Source organism: Micromonospora sp. SD12, assembly GCF_052068495.1.
Lineage (GTDB): Bacteria > Actinomycetota > Actinomycetes > Mycobacteriales > Micromonosporaceae > Micromonospora > Micromonospora echinofusca.
Map to the genome: position 1 here is coordinate 102,251 of NZ_JBQHDF010000003.1, position 15,434 is coordinate 117,684.

A 15,434-nucleotide genomic window follows, 5' to 3' on the forward strand; every position below is an offset into this window, starting at 1 on the left:
GGGGACGGGGCCCGTCGTCGTTCAGCGGGTCACTTGCCGCCGGCGAGCTTCTCCCGCAGAGCGGCGAGCGCCTCGTCGGTGGCCAGGGTGCCGGCCGGCTCCTCGGCCTGGCGGCTCGGGGCCGCGCTGGTCGAGGTGGTGGTGCCACCACCGGTGACGGCCGGAGCCGGGTTGGCAGCGGCCTCGGCGTCGGCGGCCCGGGAGGTCTGCACCTGCTTGGTGTGGGCCTCCCAGCGCTGACGCGCCTCGGCGTACTGGTTCTCCCAGGTCTCGCGCTGCTTGTCGTACCCCTCGAGCCACTCGCCCGTCTCCGGGTCGAAGCCCTCCGGGTAGATGTAGTTGCCCTCGGCGTCGTACGTCGCGGCCATGCCGTAGAGGGTCGGGTCGAAGTGCTCCTCGCCCTCGACGAAGCCCTCGTTGGCCTGCTTGAGCGACAGCGAGATCCGGCGGCGCTCCAGGTCGATGTCGATGACCTTGACCATGACCTCGGAGCCGACCTGGACGACCTGCTCCGGGATCTCCACGTGGCGCTCGGCCAGCTCGGAGATGTGGACCAGACCCTCGATGCCGTCGTCCACCCGGACGAAGGCGCCGAACGGCACCAGCTTGGTGACCTTACCCGGCACGATCTGCTGGATCGCGTGGGTGCGGGCGAACTGACGCCACGGGTCCTCCTGGGTCGCCTTCAGCGACAGCGAGACCCGCTCGCGGTCCAGGTCGACGTCCAGGACCTCGACCTCGACCTCCTGGCCCACCTCGACGACCTCGGACGGGTGGTCGATGTGCTTCCAGGACAGCTCGGAGACGTGCACCAGGCCGTCCACGCCGCCCAGGTCGACGAACGCGCCGAAGTTGACGATCGAGGACACGACGCCCTTGCGGACCTGGCCCTTCTGGAGCTTGTTGAGGAACTCGGTGCGCACCTCGGACTGCGTCTGCTCCAGCCAGGCCCGGCGGGACAGGACCACGTTGTTGCGGTTCTTGTCCAGCTCGATGATCTTGGCTTCGAGCTCGCGGCCGACGTACGGCTGCAGGTCACGCACCCGACGCATCTCGACCAGGGAGGCGGGCAGGAAGCCGCGCAGCCCGATGTCGAGGATGAGGCCACCCTTGACCACCTCGATGACCGAGCCGCGGACGACGCCGTCCTCGTCCTTGATCTTCTCGATGGTGCCCCAGGCCCGCTCGTACTGCGCCCGCTTCTTGGAGAGGATCAGACGACCCTCCTTGTCCTCCTTCTGGAGGACCAGGGCCTCGATGTGGTCACCAACCGAAACGACCTCGGCCGGGTCCACGTCGTGCTTGATCGACAACTCCCGAGAGGGGATGACGCCCTCGGTCTTGTAGCCGATGTCGAGCAGGACCTCGTCCCGATCGACCTTGACGACGGTGCCTTCGACAATGTCGCCGTCGTTGAAGTACTTGATGGTCTCGTCGATCGCGGCGAGGAAAGCCTCCTCGGAACCGAGATCGTCGTGGGTGACCCGGGTGGCGCTCGAGGGGGCCTCGATGCTGCTCGTCATGTGGGCGGTTGCTCCGGTCGGATGGTGTGTCACAGCAGGCTGGTGTGTCGCGGTGACCTGTTCGCGCCAGCGGATCCGTCGCCGGGCACACCGAAAGATCATCGCGTGAGATCATGGATGTGGCTCCGCCAGTGGTCCCGGAGACCGCGCACCTGCTCCCTGCCGAGGCACACGATCCGCGAGCGCATCGTCTAGCCTACCCGCTGTATTACCACAGCGTGCAAGGCCTCCCGCCCTCTCGTCGCCTCGTCAGCTGCGAAAGCGGAGATATCGGTAGGAAGACGTCGCAGATGTAGCGTCCGTCACAGGAGCATCAGGGTGAACGGTAGCGCCGCACGCCACGCCACGCACCGCGGGGGTAGGCCGGCGCGCGGGTCCCCCGGGGCTAGCGTGGGCGCGTGGATGACGACAGCCGGGTGACCCGGCGCCGGGTCGGCGACGCCGAGGCCCGCCGCGCGAACCGCCGCTGGTGGGACGCCGACGCCGACGACTACCAGGCCGAGCACGGCCGGTTCCTCGGCGACCTGGACTTCGTCTGGTGCCCCGAGGGCGTGCGGGAGGCCGACGTACGGCTGCTGGGTGAGCTGGCCGGGCGGCGGGTGCTGGAACTCGGCTGCGGGGCCGCCGCCGCCGCGCGGTGGCTCGCCACCCGCGGCGCCCGGCCGGTCGCCCTCGACCTGTCCGCCGGGATGCTGCGGCACGCCGCGCTCGCGGCCGCCCGCACCGGCGTACGCGTGCCGCTGGTGCAGGCCGACGCGCTGGCGCTGCCCTTCGCCGACGCCGCGTTCGACACCGCCTGCACCGCGTTCGGGGCGATCCCCTTCGTGGCCGACTCGGCGGCGGTCATGCGCGAGGTGTTCCGCGTGCTGCGCCCCGGCGGCCGATGGGTGTTCTCGGTGACCCACCCGATGCGGTGGATCTTCCTCGACGATCCCGGCGAGGGCGGGCTGACCGCCGTGCACTCGTACTTCGACCGCTCCCCCTACGTCGAGCAGGACGAGACCGGCGACGCCACCTACGTCGAGCAGCACCGCACGCTCGGTGACCGGGTCCGCGAGCTCGTGGGTGCCGGATTCCGCCTGGTCGACCTGGTGGAACCGGAGTGGCCCGAGGGGCACGAGGAGATCTGGGGGCAGTGGAGCCCACTGCGCGGCCGGCTGTTCCCCGGCACCGCCATCTTCGTCGCGGAGAAGCCCGCCCGCACGACAGCGCGGAGCTGATCGGGCTGGTCGAACCGTTCGAGATCAAGCTGCCGATCGCCTACATCACGCCGTAGCCCGCGGCTCGTCGTTTCGGCCCGTCGACGCCGGGTACCCGCGCGGCATGGCCGAGCAGAGCGAGTTCCGCAGAGGCGACCACGTCTCCTGGGCCAGCCACAGCGGCCGGGCGTACGGCGTGGTGAAGGAGAAGATCACCGAACGGACGCACGTACGCGGGCACGCCGTGAACGCGTCCCCGGACGACCCGCAGTACCGGATCCGCAACGACGACTCGGGACGCGACGTCGCACACCGACCGGAGGCGCTGCGCCATGAGCAGGGGTGACGAGGGCCGCGACACCTACCGGGAGTTCACCGAGGCGGTGAACATGAAGCCGACCGAGCTGTCGAAGTGGCTGGAGACCGACGAGTCGAAGCAGGTCGGCTGGCACAAGGGCGGGCGCTCCGGCGGCGGCGAATCGGTCGGGCACGAATCCGGCAGGAAGATCATCAGTCTGCTGCGGCGCAAGCGTGCCGAGCTCTCCGAGGGCGACTACCGGCACATGCGCAAGGTCGTCGGCTACGTCCGCCGGCACATGGCGCAGCGCCCCTCCGGCGACGTGCGCGACACGAAGTGGCGCTGGTCGCTGATGAACTGGGGCCACGACCCGCTGAAGCGCTGAGCGGCGCCGCGCTTGACCCTGCCACTGACGGCAGGGTCCGACGATGCGCGCCATGAGTCGTACGCAGCGCAGGATCGTCGTCGTCACCGGGGCGGGCACCGGAATCGGACGGGCCACCGCCCACGAGTTCCGCGCCCGGGGCGCGCACGTCGTCGCCGTGGGCCGACGGGCCGCGCCCCTGGCGGAGACCGCCGCCGGTGACGCCGGCATCGAGCCGCTGGTCGCCGACGTCACCGCACCCGGCGCCGCCGAGCGGATCGTCGGCGCCGTCACGCGGCGGCACGGCCGCCTCGACGTGCTGGTCAACAACGCGGGCGTCGCCGGCGGCGGTCCGCTCGGTTCGCTCGCCCCCGAGGCCGTCGAGCGCCAACTGGCGACGAACCTGGTGGCGCCGCTCCTACTCACCCAGGCGGCGGTGCCGGCGCTGACCGACAGCCGAGGCGTCGTCGTCAACGTCACCACGTCGGTCGGGTCACGCGCCTGGCCGGGCAGTTCGCTGTACGCGGCGGGAAAGGCCGCCCTGGACTCGCTGACCCGCAGCTGGGCGGTGGAGCTCGCGCCGTACGGGATCAGGGTGGTGGCGGTCGCGCCCGGCGCCGTCGACACCCCGATCGGCGCGCACCAGGGGTTGACGCCGCAGCAGCAGGCCGAGGTACGCCGGTGGCAGGTGGCCCGCACGCCGCTGGGACGCGTCGGCCGCCCCGAGGAGGTGGCGTGGGTGATCCTGCACCTCGCCGACCCGGCGGCCGGCTTCGTCACCGGCGTCGTGCTGCCGGTCGACGGCGGCGCCGTGATCGCGTGACGGCGCCGCGCGCCGCACTGGTAGAACGGTGCCCGGAGGTGCGGACCATGCTGATCGGCGAGCTGGCGGCGGCCACCGGCGCCACCCCGCGCGCGCTGCGGCACTACGAGCGGCACGGGCTGATCGACTCCCGGCGGGCCCACAACGGCTACCGCGTCTACGACGCGCGGTCGGTCGGCCGGGTGCGCAACATCCGCCACCTGCTGGCCGCCGGCCTGACGCTCGACGACGTACGGACGTTCCTGCCCTGCCTGGACGGCGACGTGGCCGCAGCCGCGCCCGCGCCGGCCGGCGTCCGGGTCGCCCTGGACCGGCTCGCGGTGCTCGACGCCCGCATCGCGGCGCAGACGGCGGTACGCGACCGGCTGGCGGCGGCCCTGCGCGCGGCGGGCACGGCCGTCCCCAACGGCTGACGGCGACGCGGGCCCTGCCCCGATCACGTCCATTCCGCGCGGTTCGACGGGCGACGCGGGCCCGGCCGTCCTACCCCGATCACGTCCGTTCCGCGCGGTTCGACGGGCGACGCCGGCCCTGCCGCCCTCCCCGGGCGGGGCCGGCGCCGACGCGCGGCGGGACGGTGCCCGTCAGTGGTCGGCGCTGTTCCAGTCCCGGCCCTCGCCGACCGAGACCTCCAGCGGCACCGACAGCGGGTGCGCCCCGCCCATCTCCCGCCGCACCAGCGCCTCCAGGGTCTCCCGTTCGCCGGGGGCGACCTCGAAGACCAGCTCGTCGTGCACCTGGAGCAGCATCCGCGAGCGCAGGCCCGCCTCGCGCAGGGCGGTGTCGACGTGCAGCATGGCGACCTTGATGATGTCGGCCGCCGAGCCCTGGATGGGGGCGTTGAGCGCCATCCGCTCGGCCATCTCCCGGCGCTGCCGGTTGTCGCTGACCAGGTCGGGCAGGTAGCGGCGGCGGCCCAGGATGGTCGAGGTGTAGCCGTCGTGGCGGGCGCGGGCGACGACCTCCTGGAGGTAGTCGCGCACCCCGCCGAACCCGGCGAAGTAGTTCTCCATCAGCCCGCGCGCCTCCTCGGCGGTGATCCCGAGCTGCTGGGAGAGGCCGAACGCGCTCAGCCCGTACGCCAGGCCGTAGTTCATCGCCTTGATCTTGCGCCGCTGGTCGGCGGTGACCTCGTCCACCGGCACCCCGAAGACCGACGAGGCGGTGGCGGCGTGGAAGTCGGCGCCGGAGTTGAACGCCTCGATCAGCGCCTCGTCCGACGACAGGTGCGCCATGATCCGCATCTCGATCTGGCTGTAGTCGGCGGTCAGCAGGCAGTCGTAGCCCTCCCCCACCACGAAGGCGCGCCGGATGCGGCGGCCCTCCTCGGTGCGGATCGGGATGTTCTGCAGGTTGGGCTCGGTCGAGGAGAGCCGACCGGTGGCCGCCACCGTCTGGTTGAAGGTGGTGTGGATGCGGCCGTCGTCGGAGACCGACTTGAGCAGCCCGTCGACGGTCGTCTTCAGCTTCGCCACGTCGCGGTGGCGCAGCAGGTGGGCCAGCACCGGGTGCGGGTTCTGCGCGTAGAGCCACTGGAGGGCGTCGGCGTCGGTGGTGTAGCCGGTCTTGATCTTCTTGGTCTTGGGCAGGCCCAGCTCGCCGAAAAGGATCTCCTGCAACTGCTTCGGCGAGCCGAGGTTGAACTCCCGGCCGACAGACTCGTACGCCCCCTGGGCGGCGGCCTTCACCTCGGCGGCGAAGTGCGCCTCCAACTCGGAGAGGTAGTGCGTGTCGGCGGCGATGCCGGTGCGCTCCATGCCGGCGAGCACCCGCATCAGCGGCAGCTCCACCCCGGCCATCAGCCGCGCCGACTGCTCGCCGTCGCGGGACAGCTCGGCGTCGATCGCGTCGGCCAGGTCGAGGGTGGCCCGGGCCTGGAGCATGAGGTTCTGCTCCGCCTCGCCGTCGTTGCCGAGCCCCTCCAGCGTGAGCTGGCCGGTCTCCGGGGCGTCGACCCGCAGCTCGCGGTGCAGGTAGCGCAGGGCCAGGTCGGTCAGGTCGTAGGAGCGCTGGTCGGGGCGGGCCAGGTAGGCGGCGATCTGCGTGTCGCGCAGGATGCCCTCCAGGCTCCAGCCGTGCGCGGCGAACGCCAGCACCGCCGGCTTGCTGTCGTGCAGGACCTTGGGCCTTCCGGCGTCGGCCAGCCAGGCCGCCAGGGCCGCCTCGTCGATCGGCTCCAGGGTGGCGGGGTCGACCCAGGCCGCCGCGCCGCCGGCGGTGGCCAGCGCCAGCCCGGTCACGGAGGCGGTGTGCCGGCGGTTGGGGCCCGTGTCGAGCTTCGCGGCCACGCCCACCGGGGTGTCGGCCGGCGCGTGCGTCTCCAGCCACCCGGCGAGCGCCCCGGGCTCGGTGAGCACCTCGCCGGTCAGGTCGAACCCGGACTCGGCCTCCGGCTCCACCGCCTCCAGGTACTGGTAGAGCCGGTCGCGCAGGATGCGGAACTCGAGCGTGTCGAAGACCTGGTGGACGGCCTCGCGGTCCCACCCCTCCCAGCGCGTGTCCTCGGGGCGCAGCGGCAGCTCCAGGTCGGAGACGAGGCAGTTGATCTCGTAGTTGCGGATCACGTCGGCGAGCCGCTCGCGCAGGCTGTCGCCGGCCTTGCCCTTGATCTCGTCGGCCCGCGCGATGACCCCGTCGACCCCGCCGTACAGGTTGATCCACTTTGCGGCGGTCTTCGGGCCGACGCCCGGGACGCCGGGCAGGTTGTCGCTGGTCTCGCCGACCAGGGCGGCCAGGTCGCGGTAGCGCTCCGGGGCGACGCCGTACTTCGCCTCGATCGCCGCCGGGTCCATCCGGGCCAGGTCCGAGACGCCCTTGCGCGGGTAGAGCACGGTGACGTTCTCACCGACGAGCTGGAAGGCGTCCCGGTCACCGGTGCTGATCAGCACCGACATGCCCTGGTCGCGGGCCTGGCAGGCGAGGGTGGCGATGATGTCGTCGGCCTCGTAGCCCTCCTTCTCCACCACCGGGATGCGCAGCGCCGCCAGGACCTCCTTGACCAGGCTGACCTGGCCCTTGAAGTCGGTCGGGGTCTCGCTGCGGCCGGCCTTGTACTCCGCATATTTCTCCGTGCGGAAGGAGCGGCGGGAGACGTCGAAGGCGACCACGATGTGCGTGGGCTGCTCGTCACGCAGCACGTTGATCAGCATGGACGTGAAGCCGTAGACGGCGTTGGTCGGCTGCCCCGTCGTGGTGGAGAAGTTTTCCACGGGCAGGGCGAAGAACGCCCTATATGCCATGGAATGTCCGTCGACGAGGAGCAAGCGCGGCGTCGTAGCTGTCACGGCAGCGACTCTAGCCGCCCGCTCCGACACTCCGGGACACCGGCACGGGCGCGCCCCGGCACGGACGTCACCGCCAGGAGGCGCGGCCGACACGGACGTCACCGCCAGGGCCGCGATGGCCGTCACCGGCACGGGCGCCGGCGCGGCTCTCGCGGGGACCGCGCCGGCATCCCGTCTCAGAGCACCTTGGCCAGGAACGCCTTCGTCCGGTCGTGCCGGGGGTTGGCGATCACCTCGCGGGGCACGCCGGACTCGACCACGACGCCGCCGTCCATGAAGACCAGCGAGTCGCCGACCTCGCGGGCGAAGCCGATCTCGTGGGTGACCACGATCATCGTCATGCCGTCGCGGGCCAGGTCCTTCATCACGTCGAGCACCTCGCCGACCAGCTCGGGGTCGAGCGCGCTGGTGGGCTCGTCGAAGAGCATCAGCTTCGGCTGCATCGCCAGCGCCCGGGCGATCGCCACCCGCTGCTGCTGTCCGCCGGAGAGCTGGCTCGGGTAGTTGCCGAGCTTGTCGCCCAGCCCCACCCGCTCCAGCAGGGCGGCGGCCCGCTCCCGGGCGGCGGCCTTGGACTCCCGGCCCAGCAGCACCGGCGCCTCGGCGACGTTCTGCAGGGCGGTCATGTGCGGGAAGAGGTTGAACCGCTGGAACACCATGCCGATCGCGCGGCGCTGGGCGGCGACGTCCTTCTCCCGCATCTCGTGCAGCTTGCCGCCGCGCTCGCGGTAGCCGATCAGGTCGCCGTCCACCCAGATCCGACCGGCGTTGATCTTCTCCAGGTGGTTGATGCAGCGCAGGAACGTCGACTTGCCGGAGCCCGAGGGGCCCAGCAGGCAGCACACCTCGCCGCTGCGGACCTCCAGGTCGATGCCCTTGAGCACCTCGATCGCCCCGAACGACTTGTGCACCTGCTCGGCCCGGACCATCGGCCCGGACTCCACCGCCGGCCCGCCGGTCTGCGCCGGCACCGTCAGCTCGGTCATGCGCCGTCCGCCTTCCCGGTCGTGCCGCCGCTCTCCGCCGCGATCCCCCGCAGCCTGGTCCTCGCCCGTCCGCTGCGCCGCACGCCCTTGGAGAAGTGCCGCTCCAGGTAGTACTGCCCGACCAGCAGCACGCTGGTCAGCAGCAGATACCAGATGGTCGCCGCCACCAGCATCGGAAAGACCTGGAAGGTACGGCTACCCACGGCCCTGAGCTGGAAGAACAGCTCCATCGAGACCGGCACGAAGGCCACCAGCGAGGTGTCCTTGAGCATCGCGATGGTCTCGTTGCCGGTCGGCGGGACGATCACCCGCATGGCCTGCGGCAGCACGATGCGGCGCAGGATCTGCCCCCGCCGCATGCCCAGCGCCTGGGCGGCCTCCGTCTGGCCCTCGTCGACCGACTGGATGCCGGCCCGGACGATCTCCGCCATGTAGGCGGCCTCCGACAGGCCCAGCGCCAGCATGCCGGCGACGAACCCGGTCAGGATGTCCACCGCCGAGAAGCCGAACAGCCGCGCCTCGAAGTCGTCGACCCCGAACAGGGCGCCGATCTGCCGGTCGAAGGGCAGCCCGAACTCGATGCGGGCCCACAGGATGCCCAGGTTGCCGAAGAGGATCGCCAGCACCAGCCGGGGCACCGCCCGGAAGAACCAGGTGTACGCCCACGCGACGCCGCGCAGGACCGGGTTCTCCGACAGCCGCATGACGGCGATGACGACGCCCAGCACGATGCCGATCAGCATGGCGGTCAGCAGCAGCGCGATGCTGCCGCGTACCCCCGCCATGATCGGCGGGCGGAACATCTCGTCGATCATGAACGACCAGTTGAACGCCTTGTTCGTCACCAGCAGGTGCACGAACATGGCCACCAGCACCCCGATCACGGCGACGGCGACCCACCGCCCGGGATGCCGCACGGGCACGGCGCGGATGGGTTCCGGCCGTGCCCGTTCGGGTGTGTCCGTCTCGACCGGCATGGTCAGCTGGTCGGGTTCAGCGCCGGCGTCGTGATGGCGCCGCCCTCGACGCCCCACTTCTTCAGCGCGCCCTCGTACGTGCCGTCGGCGATGACCGCCGCGACGGCCTCCTTGAGCACCTCGGCGAACGCGGCCTGGTCCTTCTTCACCGCGTAGCCGTACGGGGCCGACTCGTAGATGTCGCCCAGCAGCTCCAGCTGGCCGCTGCTCTGCTTCACCGCGTACGCGCCGACCGGGGAGTCGGCCAGCATGGCGTCGTCCTTGCCGCTGACCACGGCGGCCGTGGCGTCGCTCTGCGCCTGGTACTGGTCGATGGTGATCGCCGGCTTGCCGGCGTCGGTGCACTTCTTCGACCGGGCGGTGATGTCGTCGAGCTGCACGGTGCCGACCTGCACGGCGATCTTCTTGCCGCAGGCGTTCTCGGGGTCGACCTTGGCCGGGTTGCCCGACTTGGTCGCCCACTGGGTGCCGGCGGAGAAGTAGCTGACCATGTTGACGGTCTTCATCCGGTCGGCGTTGATGGTGAACGACGAGACGCCGACCTCGTACTTGCCCGAGTCGACACCGGGCAGGATGGCGTCGAACGGCGCCGACTCGTACTCGGCCTTGAGGCCGAGCTTCTGCGCTACCGCGTTGAACAGCTCGATGTCGAAGCCGACGACCGTCTTGCCGTCGGCGTCGAGGAACTCCGCCGGGGCGTACGTCGAGTCGGTGCCGACCTTGATCACGCCGTCGGCCTTGATGGCGTCGGGCACCTTCGCGGCCAGCGCCGAGTCGGCGGCGGCGGTGACGCTGGGGCCGGCGCCGGGCTGCTCGGTGTTCTCCTTCTCGCCGCAGCCGGCCAGCGAGAGGGCGAGCAGCGCGGCGCCGGTGACGCCGAGGGCGGCCCGGCGGCCACCACTGATGAGGAACATGGGGTACTCCTTGCGATGAGGGGTGACGGCCGGTCAGGCCACGCCGAGGTAGGCCTCTTTGACCGCCGGGTCGTGCAGCAGCTCGGCGCCGGTGCCGCTCTTGACGATCCGGCCGGTCTCCAGCACGTACGCCCGGTGGGCGCGGGCCAGCGCCTGCTGGGCGTTCTGCTCCACCAGCAGGACGGTGGTGCCCTGCTGGTTGATCTCGACGATGATGTCGAAGATCTGCTGGATCAGCATCGGCGCCAGACCCATCGAGGGCTCGTCGAGCAGCAGCAGCTTCGGCCGGCTCATCAGCGCCCGCCCGACGGCCAGCATCTGCTGCTCGCCGCCGGAGAGGGTGCCGCCCTGCTGCCTGCGCCGCTCGGCCAGGCGCGGGAAGAGCCCCAGCACCCGGTCGAGGTCCTGGGCGATGCCGGCGCGGTCACGCCGGGTGTACGCGCCCATGTCCAGGTTCTCCAGCACCGTCATGCCCGGGAAGATCCCGCGGCCCTCGGGGGCCTGGCACAGCCCGCGCCGGACCCGCAGGTCCGCCCGGAGCTTGGTGATGTCCTCGCCGTTGAACCGGATGCTGCCGCTGGCGACCGGCCGGATCCCGGAGATCGCCCGCATCGTGGTCGACTTGCCGGCGCCGTTGGCGCCGATCAGGGCGACGATCTCGCCCTCGTCCACCGTCAGGCTGATGCCGTGCAGCGCCTGGATCCGCCCGTAGAGCAGGCTCACATCGTCGATCTCAAGCAGCATCGTCCGGCACCCCCAGGTACGCCGCGATAACCTTCGGGTTCTCCCGCACCTCGGCGGGCAGCCCCTCGGCGATCTTCTTTCCGAACTCCAGCACCACGATCCGGTCGGTGACCCCCATGACCAGGCGCATGTCGTGCTCGATGAGCAGCACGGTCACGCCGGTGTCGCGGATCTGCCGGATGAGCTGGAGCAGTTCCTCCTTCTCCGCCGGGTTGAAGCCGGCGGCCGGCTCGTCCAGGCAGAGCAGCACGGGGTCGGTGGCCAGCGCGCGGGCGATCTCCAGCCGCCGCTGCTCGCCGTAGGAGAGGTTGCGGGCGAACTCGTGCATCCGCTTGCGGATGCCGACGAACTCCAGCAGGCGCTCGGCCTTCTCCCGGCCCTCGCGCTCCTCCTTCCAGTGCCGCGGCAGGCGGAACAGCGCGGAGACGACGCTGGTCTTGTGGTGCGCGTCGGCGCCGACCTGGACGTTCTCAAGCGCGGTCATCTCGGGGAAGAGGCGGATGTTCTGGAACGTCCGCGCCATGCCCATCTTGGTGATCTGGTGCCGCTTCTTGCCGCTGATCTTCTGGCCGCGGAACCGGATCTGCCCCTCGGTGGGCTGGTAGATGCCGGTCATGGCGTTGAAGCAGGTGGTCTTGCCGGCGCCGTTCGGGCCGATCAGACCGAGGATCTCGCCCTTGTAGAGGGTGAAGTCCACCTCGTTCAGGGCGACCACGCCGCCGAAGCGCAGCGTGACCTTGTCGACCTCCAGCAGCGGCTCCCGGGTGGGCACCGCCTCCACGGCCGGTGCGCCGGCCTGCGCCGGAACGACCGGCGTCTGCTCGGTGTCACTCACCGACGGTCACCTCCTTGCGACGATCCTTGAACTCCGCCGCACGTCGTCGGTTGGGGATCAGACCCTCCGGCCGGAAGATCATCATGACCACCAGCACCAGGCCGAAGAACAGGAACCGGTACTCGTACAGCTCGACGCCGAACAGCTCGATGCCACGGAACCGCTCGATCATGTACGCCACGAGGCCGCCGCCGACGATCGCGCCGACGATGTTGCCGGAGCCACCGAAGATGACCGCGGCCAGGATGATGATCGAGTTCAGCAGCTCGAAGTTCTGCGAGTTGACGAAGTTCTGTTTGCCTGCGAACAACGCACCGGCCAGGCCGGCGATCGCGGCGCCCGCGGCGAACGCCCACAGCTTGAACTTGAACGTCGGCACGCCCATGAGCTGCGCGGCGTCCTCGTCCTCCCGGATGGAGATCCAGGCGCGCCCGACCCGGCTGTGGGTCAGGTTCCGCACCCCGATGACCACCAGGATGATCACCGTGAGGACCAGCCAGTAGTACGGCCGGGCGTCGAGCACGCCGAAGACCGGCTTGCCGTCGGCGTACTGGCCGGGCGGGTGCGGGATCTGGTTGAAGCCCCGCTGGCCCTTGAGGAACTCCGAGCTGACCGCGCCGATGCGGATCATCTCGGCGAAGCCGAGCGTCACCAGCGCCAGGTAGTCGCCCCGCAGCCGCAGGGTCGGCGTACCGAGCATCACACCGGAGACCATCGTCAGGGCGATCGCCACCGGCACCGCCAGCAGCCACGGCCACAGCGTCTTGAGGTCGCTGCTCGGCGAGGTCAGCACCGCCACGGTGTACGCGCCGACGGCGAAGAAGCCGAAGTAGCCGAGGTCGAGCAGGCCGGCGAAGCCGACCACGATGTTCAGACCGACGGCCAGCAGCACGTAGATCGAGACGGTGAACATCACCTGCGTGAAGTTCGCACCGGGGGTCGGGATCGGCCCGAGGTACTGGTAGAACTCCTTGTTCGGCAGCGCGTAGAAGAACACGATCACCGCGGCCAGCAGCGCCCAGCGCACCCAGCGCGGCGCGCCGCGCCACCGTTCGCCGGCCGCCTCGCGGCCGGAGCGCACCTTCTCCAAGACGGTCGTCATGCCCGTGCCCTCCCCAGCGACTCACCCAGCAGACCGGTCGGCCGGAACATCAGCAGCACCACCAGCAGCGCGAAGGCGGCGAAGTCCTTCCACTCGCTGCCGAACAGACCGGAGGCGTAGTTCTCGATCAAGCCCAGCAGCAGGCCGCCGACGAGCGCGCCGCGCAGGTTGCCGATGCCGCCGAGCACCGCGGCGGTGAAGGCCTTGAGGCCGAGCAGGAAGCCGACGCTGTAGGTGAGGGTCTGGATCCGTACGTCGTAGAGCAGGCCGGCGACGCCGGCCATGCTGCCGCCGGCGATGAAGACGATCAGGATGATCCGGTCCTTGTTCACGCCCATCAGCGCGGCGGTGTTGGCGTCCTGGGCGACCGCCCGGATGCCGCGACCGACCCGGCTGCGGTTGATGAACATGTCCAGCGCGATCATCATCACCAGCGCGGCGCCGAGGGTGAGCAGCTGCACCCCGTCGATCGGCACGCCGAAGATGTGGAACAGCGGATCCTGGCTGACCAGGATCGGGGCGCCCTCCGGGCGGCGGCGGGTCCAGATGCCGAACGCCTCGGAGATGGCGATGGACGCGCCGATCGCCGTGATCAGGAAGGCCAGCGGCGGCGCGTTGCGCTTACGCAGCGGCCGGTACGCCACCCGCTCGATCACGGTGGCCGTGCCGGCGGAGGCGATCGCCGCGACGATCATCGCCACCAGCAGGTAGAACATGATCGACCCGATGCCGCTGACCTGCGAGTTCTGGTCGAGCCCGAAACCGTTCCAGGTCCAGATCGCCGCGAACGCACCGGCGATGAAGACCTCGGAGTGAGCGAAGTTGATGAGTCTCAGCACGCCGTAGACCAGCGTGTAGCCGAGCGCGACCAGGGCGTAGATCGCACCCTGCGTCAGGCCGGTCGTCGTGTATGTCCCGAAGTTGGAGAACAGGTCGTCGAAGTTCAATGAAGGGACACTCCATCAGGGTCTGGAGAGAAAAGTGGGGCGCGGCCGGGAGCACAGCTCCCGGCCGCGCCCGCGATCACCACTCAATCGCCGTAGCAGCGACCGACGTCAGGACTTGGGGATCTCCTGGTCCGGCACGACCTTGCCGCCGACGACCTTGAAGGCCCAGACCTTGACCTGCGCCGGGTCGAGCTCGCCGCCCTCGACGAACTTGTAGCTCGCCGCGACGCCCTCGCCGCTGTAGCCCTTCACGAACTCCAGCAGGCCCTCACGGGTGGTCTTGCCAGCCTTGATGCCGGCCAGCAGGATGTTCGCGGCGTCGTAGGCCGTGTCGCTGTAGGTGCCCGGCTCGGCCCCGTTGAGCGCCTTGTACTCCTGGACGAAGGTGCCGCGCGCCTCGGCCGCCGGCTGGCACGGGCAGGTGAGGATGGTGCCCTCGGCCGCCGCCGCACCCGCGGAGGTGATGTACGCGGCGTCGTTCACGCCGTCGCCGGCGATCATCGGAGCGGTGACCCCGGCAGCGGTGAGCTGCTTGCGGATCAGGCCGGCCTCCTGGTAGTAGCCGCCGTAGAAGACCGCCTTGACGTTGGCGGCCTTGACCTTGGTGACCACGGCCGAGAACTCGGTCTGCTTGCCCTCGCCCTGGACCTTGTCCGAGGCGACGACCGCCGGGCCGAGCAGCTTCTTGACCTCGTCGGCCAGACCGGCGCCGTACGCGGACTGGTCGTCGATGACGAAGACCTTGTCGGCCTTCAGCACGTTCTTGATGTAGTTGCCGGCCGCCGGGCCCTGGCTGAAGTCGTTGCCGACCGCGCGGAAGAAGGTCTTCCAACCCTGCTCCGAGAGGCTCGGCCGGGTCGCGGAGGGGGTGATGGTGACCAGACCGGCCTCGTTGAAGAGCGGACCGGCGGCCTCCGACTCACCCGAGTAGGCCGGGCCGACGATGCCGAGGATCTTGGTGTCGTCGATGGCCTTCTGCGCCAGACCGGGCGCCTGGTCCGGGCTGCCCTGCGAGTCCAGGGGAACCAGCTCGACCTTGCAGTCGGCGTTCTCCTTGTTGTACTTGTCGACCGCCAGCTTGACGCCGTTGTTCTCGTTGATGCCGAGCGCCGCCGACGGACCCGTCAGCGCGCCGAAGAACGCGATCTTGTTGCCGCAGGCGTCGCCACCGGACGCCGTGTCGTCGCTACCGCTGGAGCATGCGGTGCCGCCGGCGACGAGCGCCAGCATGGCGACCCCACCGATAACGCGCGCGAGCTTCTGCCTCAAGGCCCGAACCCTCCTCCGTCCCATGGTCCGAACCACCCGCTGCCGATTGGCCCTTGCGGGGGCGGACGAACCAGACCGTCGTCGCCGGTCTGGGGCCGGACGCTATCCCACCTTTGAGCTGTGACGAAAGCCCCAGGGGAGCGGGTTGACCGAACCGTTACACGGCGTG

At 70.6% G+C, this 15,434-nt stretch carries 15 protein-coding genes; 5 read left to right on the forward strand and 10 right to left on the reverse strand.

The window, feature by feature from the left end:
- Positions 1–29: 29 nt before the first annotated feature.
- Positions 30–1,625 carry a 30S ribosomal protein S1 gene (gene rpsA, locus ACTMS2_RS07415; protein ID WP_088999324.1) on the reverse strand — a complete coding sequence of 532 codons (1,596 nt, stop codon included), beginning with the start codon at positions 1,623–1,625 and terminating at the stop codon, positions 30–32.
- Between the two features lie 296 nt (positions 1,626–1,921).
- Between rpsA and ACTMS2_RS07420 the strand changes: the two genes are divergently transcribed.
- The 5 genes from ACTMS2_RS07420 (at position 1,922) to ACTMS2_RS07440 (ending at position 4,620) form a co-directional block, all read left to right on the forward strand.
- The gene (locus ACTMS2_RS07420) at positions 1,922–2,743 is read left to right on the forward strand and encodes a class I SAM-dependent methyltransferase (RefSeq protein WP_441174769.1); all 822 of its coding nucleotides are present in this window, start codon (positions 1,922–1,924) and stop codon (positions 2,741–2,743) included.
- Between the two features lie 103 nt (positions 2,744–2,846).
- Positions 2,847–3,068, forward strand: a complete 222-nt coding sequence (locus ACTMS2_RS07425; protein ID WP_441174770.1) for a DUF2945 domain-containing protein — start codon at positions 2,847–2,849, stop codon at positions 3,066–3,068.
- Positions 3,055–3,405, forward strand: coding sequence for a DUF3140 domain-containing protein (locus tag ACTMS2_RS07430; protein ID WP_441174771.1), 351 nt, complete (start codon positions 3,055–3,057; stop codon positions 3,403–3,405). The genes ACTMS2_RS07425 and ACTMS2_RS07430 overlap by 14 nt, the downstream gene beginning before the upstream one ends.
- 52 nt (positions 3,406–3,457) lie before the next feature.
- Positions 3,458–4,207 carry an SDR family NAD(P)-dependent oxidoreductase gene (locus tag ACTMS2_RS07435; RefSeq protein ID WP_441174772.1) on the forward strand — a complete coding sequence of 250 codons (750 nt, stop codon included), beginning with the start codon at positions 3,458–3,460 and terminating at the stop codon, positions 4,205–4,207.
- Between the two features lie 47 nt (positions 4,208–4,254).
- Positions 4,255–4,620 (forward strand): MerR family transcriptional regulator, encoded by a 366-nt coding sequence (locus ACTMS2_RS07440; RefSeq protein WP_088999318.1) that lies wholly within the window; start codon positions 4,255–4,257, stop codon positions 4,618–4,620.
- A 171-nt stretch (positions 4,621–4,791) separates the two neighbouring features.
- Here the strand turns inward: ACTMS2_RS07440 and polA are convergent, their stop codons facing one another.
- The 9 genes from polA to ACTMS2_RS07485 all read right to left on the reverse strand — a co-directional run bounded on the left by polA (position 4,792) and on the right by ACTMS2_RS07485 (position 15,265).
- Positions 4,792–7,491, reverse strand: a complete 2,700-nt coding sequence (polA, locus tag ACTMS2_RS07445; RefSeq protein WP_441174773.1) for a DNA polymerase I — start codon at positions 7,489–7,491, stop codon at positions 4,792–4,794.
- A 176-nt stretch (positions 7,492–7,667) separates the two neighbouring features.
- Positions 7,668–8,477 carry an amino acid ABC transporter ATP-binding protein gene (locus ACTMS2_RS07450; protein ID WP_441174774.1) on the reverse strand — a complete coding sequence of 270 codons (810 nt, stop codon included), beginning with the start codon at positions 8,475–8,477 and terminating at the stop codon, positions 7,668–7,670.
- Positions 8,474–9,454 carry an amino acid ABC transporter permease gene (locus tag ACTMS2_RS07455; protein ID WP_441174775.1) on the reverse strand — a complete coding sequence of 327 codons (981 nt, stop codon included), beginning with the start codon at positions 9,452–9,454 and terminating at the stop codon, positions 8,474–8,476. Before ACTMS2_RS07455 ends, ACTMS2_RS07450 begins: the two co-directional genes overlap by 4 nt.
- A gap of 2 nt (positions 9,455–9,456) precedes the next feature.
- Entirely contained in the window at positions 9,457–10,368 is a 912-nt protein-coding gene (locus tag ACTMS2_RS07460) for an ABC transporter substrate-binding protein (protein ID WP_441174776.1), read from the reverse strand.
- Between the two features lie 33 nt (positions 10,369–10,401).
- Positions 10,402–11,112: an ABC transporter ATP-binding protein gene (locus tag ACTMS2_RS07465; protein ID WP_088999313.1), complete on the reverse strand. Its 711-nt coding sequence runs from the start codon at positions 11,110–11,112 to the stop codon at positions 10,402–10,404.
- Entirely contained in the window at positions 11,102–11,947 is an 846-nt protein-coding gene (locus tag ACTMS2_RS07470; RefSeq protein WP_441174777.1) for an ABC transporter ATP-binding protein, read from the reverse strand. Before ACTMS2_RS07470 ends, ACTMS2_RS07465 begins: the two co-directional genes overlap by 11 nt.
- Positions 11,940–13,049: a branched-chain amino acid ABC transporter permease gene (locus ACTMS2_RS07475; protein ID WP_357563217.1), complete on the reverse strand. Its 1,110-nt coding sequence runs from the start codon at positions 13,047–13,049 to the stop codon at positions 11,940–11,942. Before ACTMS2_RS07475 ends, ACTMS2_RS07470 begins: the two co-directional genes overlap by 8 nt.
- Positions 13,046–13,996, reverse strand: coding sequence for a branched-chain amino acid ABC transporter permease (locus tag ACTMS2_RS07480; protein WP_363902537.1), 951 nt, complete (start codon positions 13,994–13,996; stop codon positions 13,046–13,048). The genes ACTMS2_RS07475 and ACTMS2_RS07480 overlap by 4 nt, the downstream gene beginning before the upstream one ends.
- A 108-nt stretch (positions 13,997–14,104) precedes the next feature.
- Positions 14,105–15,265 carry a branched-chain amino acid ABC transporter substrate-binding protein gene (locus ACTMS2_RS07485; protein WP_363903831.1) on the reverse strand — a complete coding sequence of 387 codons (1,161 nt, stop codon included), beginning with the start codon at positions 15,263–15,265 and terminating at the stop codon, positions 14,105–14,107.
- Between the last annotated feature and the right edge of the window lie 169 nt (positions 15,266–15,434).

What these genes read in the sequence shown, in the direction of transcription:
- rpsA (WP_088999324.1), bottom strand. Translation starts at nt 1,625, where the DNA reads ATGATCTTTCGGTGTGCCCGGCGACGGATCCGCTGGCGCGAACAGGTC.
- ACTMS2_RS07425 (WP_441174770.1), top strand. Translation starts at nt 2,847, where the DNA reads ATGGCCGAGCAGAGCGAGTTCCGCAGAGGCGACCACGTCTCCTGGGCC.
- ACTMS2_RS07430 (WP_441174771.1), top strand. Translation starts at nt 3,055, where the DNA reads ATGAGCAGGGGTGACGAGGGCCGCGACACCTACCGGGAGTTCACCGAG.
- ACTMS2_RS07435 (WP_441174772.1), top strand. Translation starts at nt 3,458, where the DNA reads ATGAGTCGTACGCAGCGCAGGATCGTCGTCGTCACCGGGGCGGGCACC.
- ACTMS2_RS07440 (WP_088999318.1), top strand. Translation starts at nt 4,255, where the DNA reads ATGCTGATCGGCGAGCTGGCGGCGGCCACCGGCGCCACCCCGCGCGCG.
- ACTMS2_RS07450 (WP_441174774.1), bottom strand. Translation starts at nt 8,477, where the DNA reads ATGACCGAGCTGACGGTGCCGGCGCAGACCGGCGGGCCGGCGGTGGAG.
- ACTMS2_RS07455 (WP_441174775.1), bottom strand. Translation starts at nt 9,454, where the DNA reads ATGCCGGTCGAGACGGACACACCCGAACGGGCACGGCCGGAACCCATC.
- ACTMS2_RS07460 (WP_441174776.1), bottom strand. Translation starts at nt 10,368, where the DNA reads ATGTTCCTCATCAGTGGTGGCCGCCGGGCCGCCCTCGGCGTCACCGGC.
- ACTMS2_RS07465 (WP_088999313.1), bottom strand. Translation starts at nt 11,112, where the DNA reads ATGCTGCTTGAGATCGACGATGTGAGCCTGCTCTACGGGCGGATCCAG.
- ACTMS2_RS07475 (WP_357563217.1), bottom strand. Translation starts at nt 13,049, where the DNA reads ATGACGACCGTCTTGGAGAAGGTGCGCTCCGGCCGCGAGGCGGCCGGC.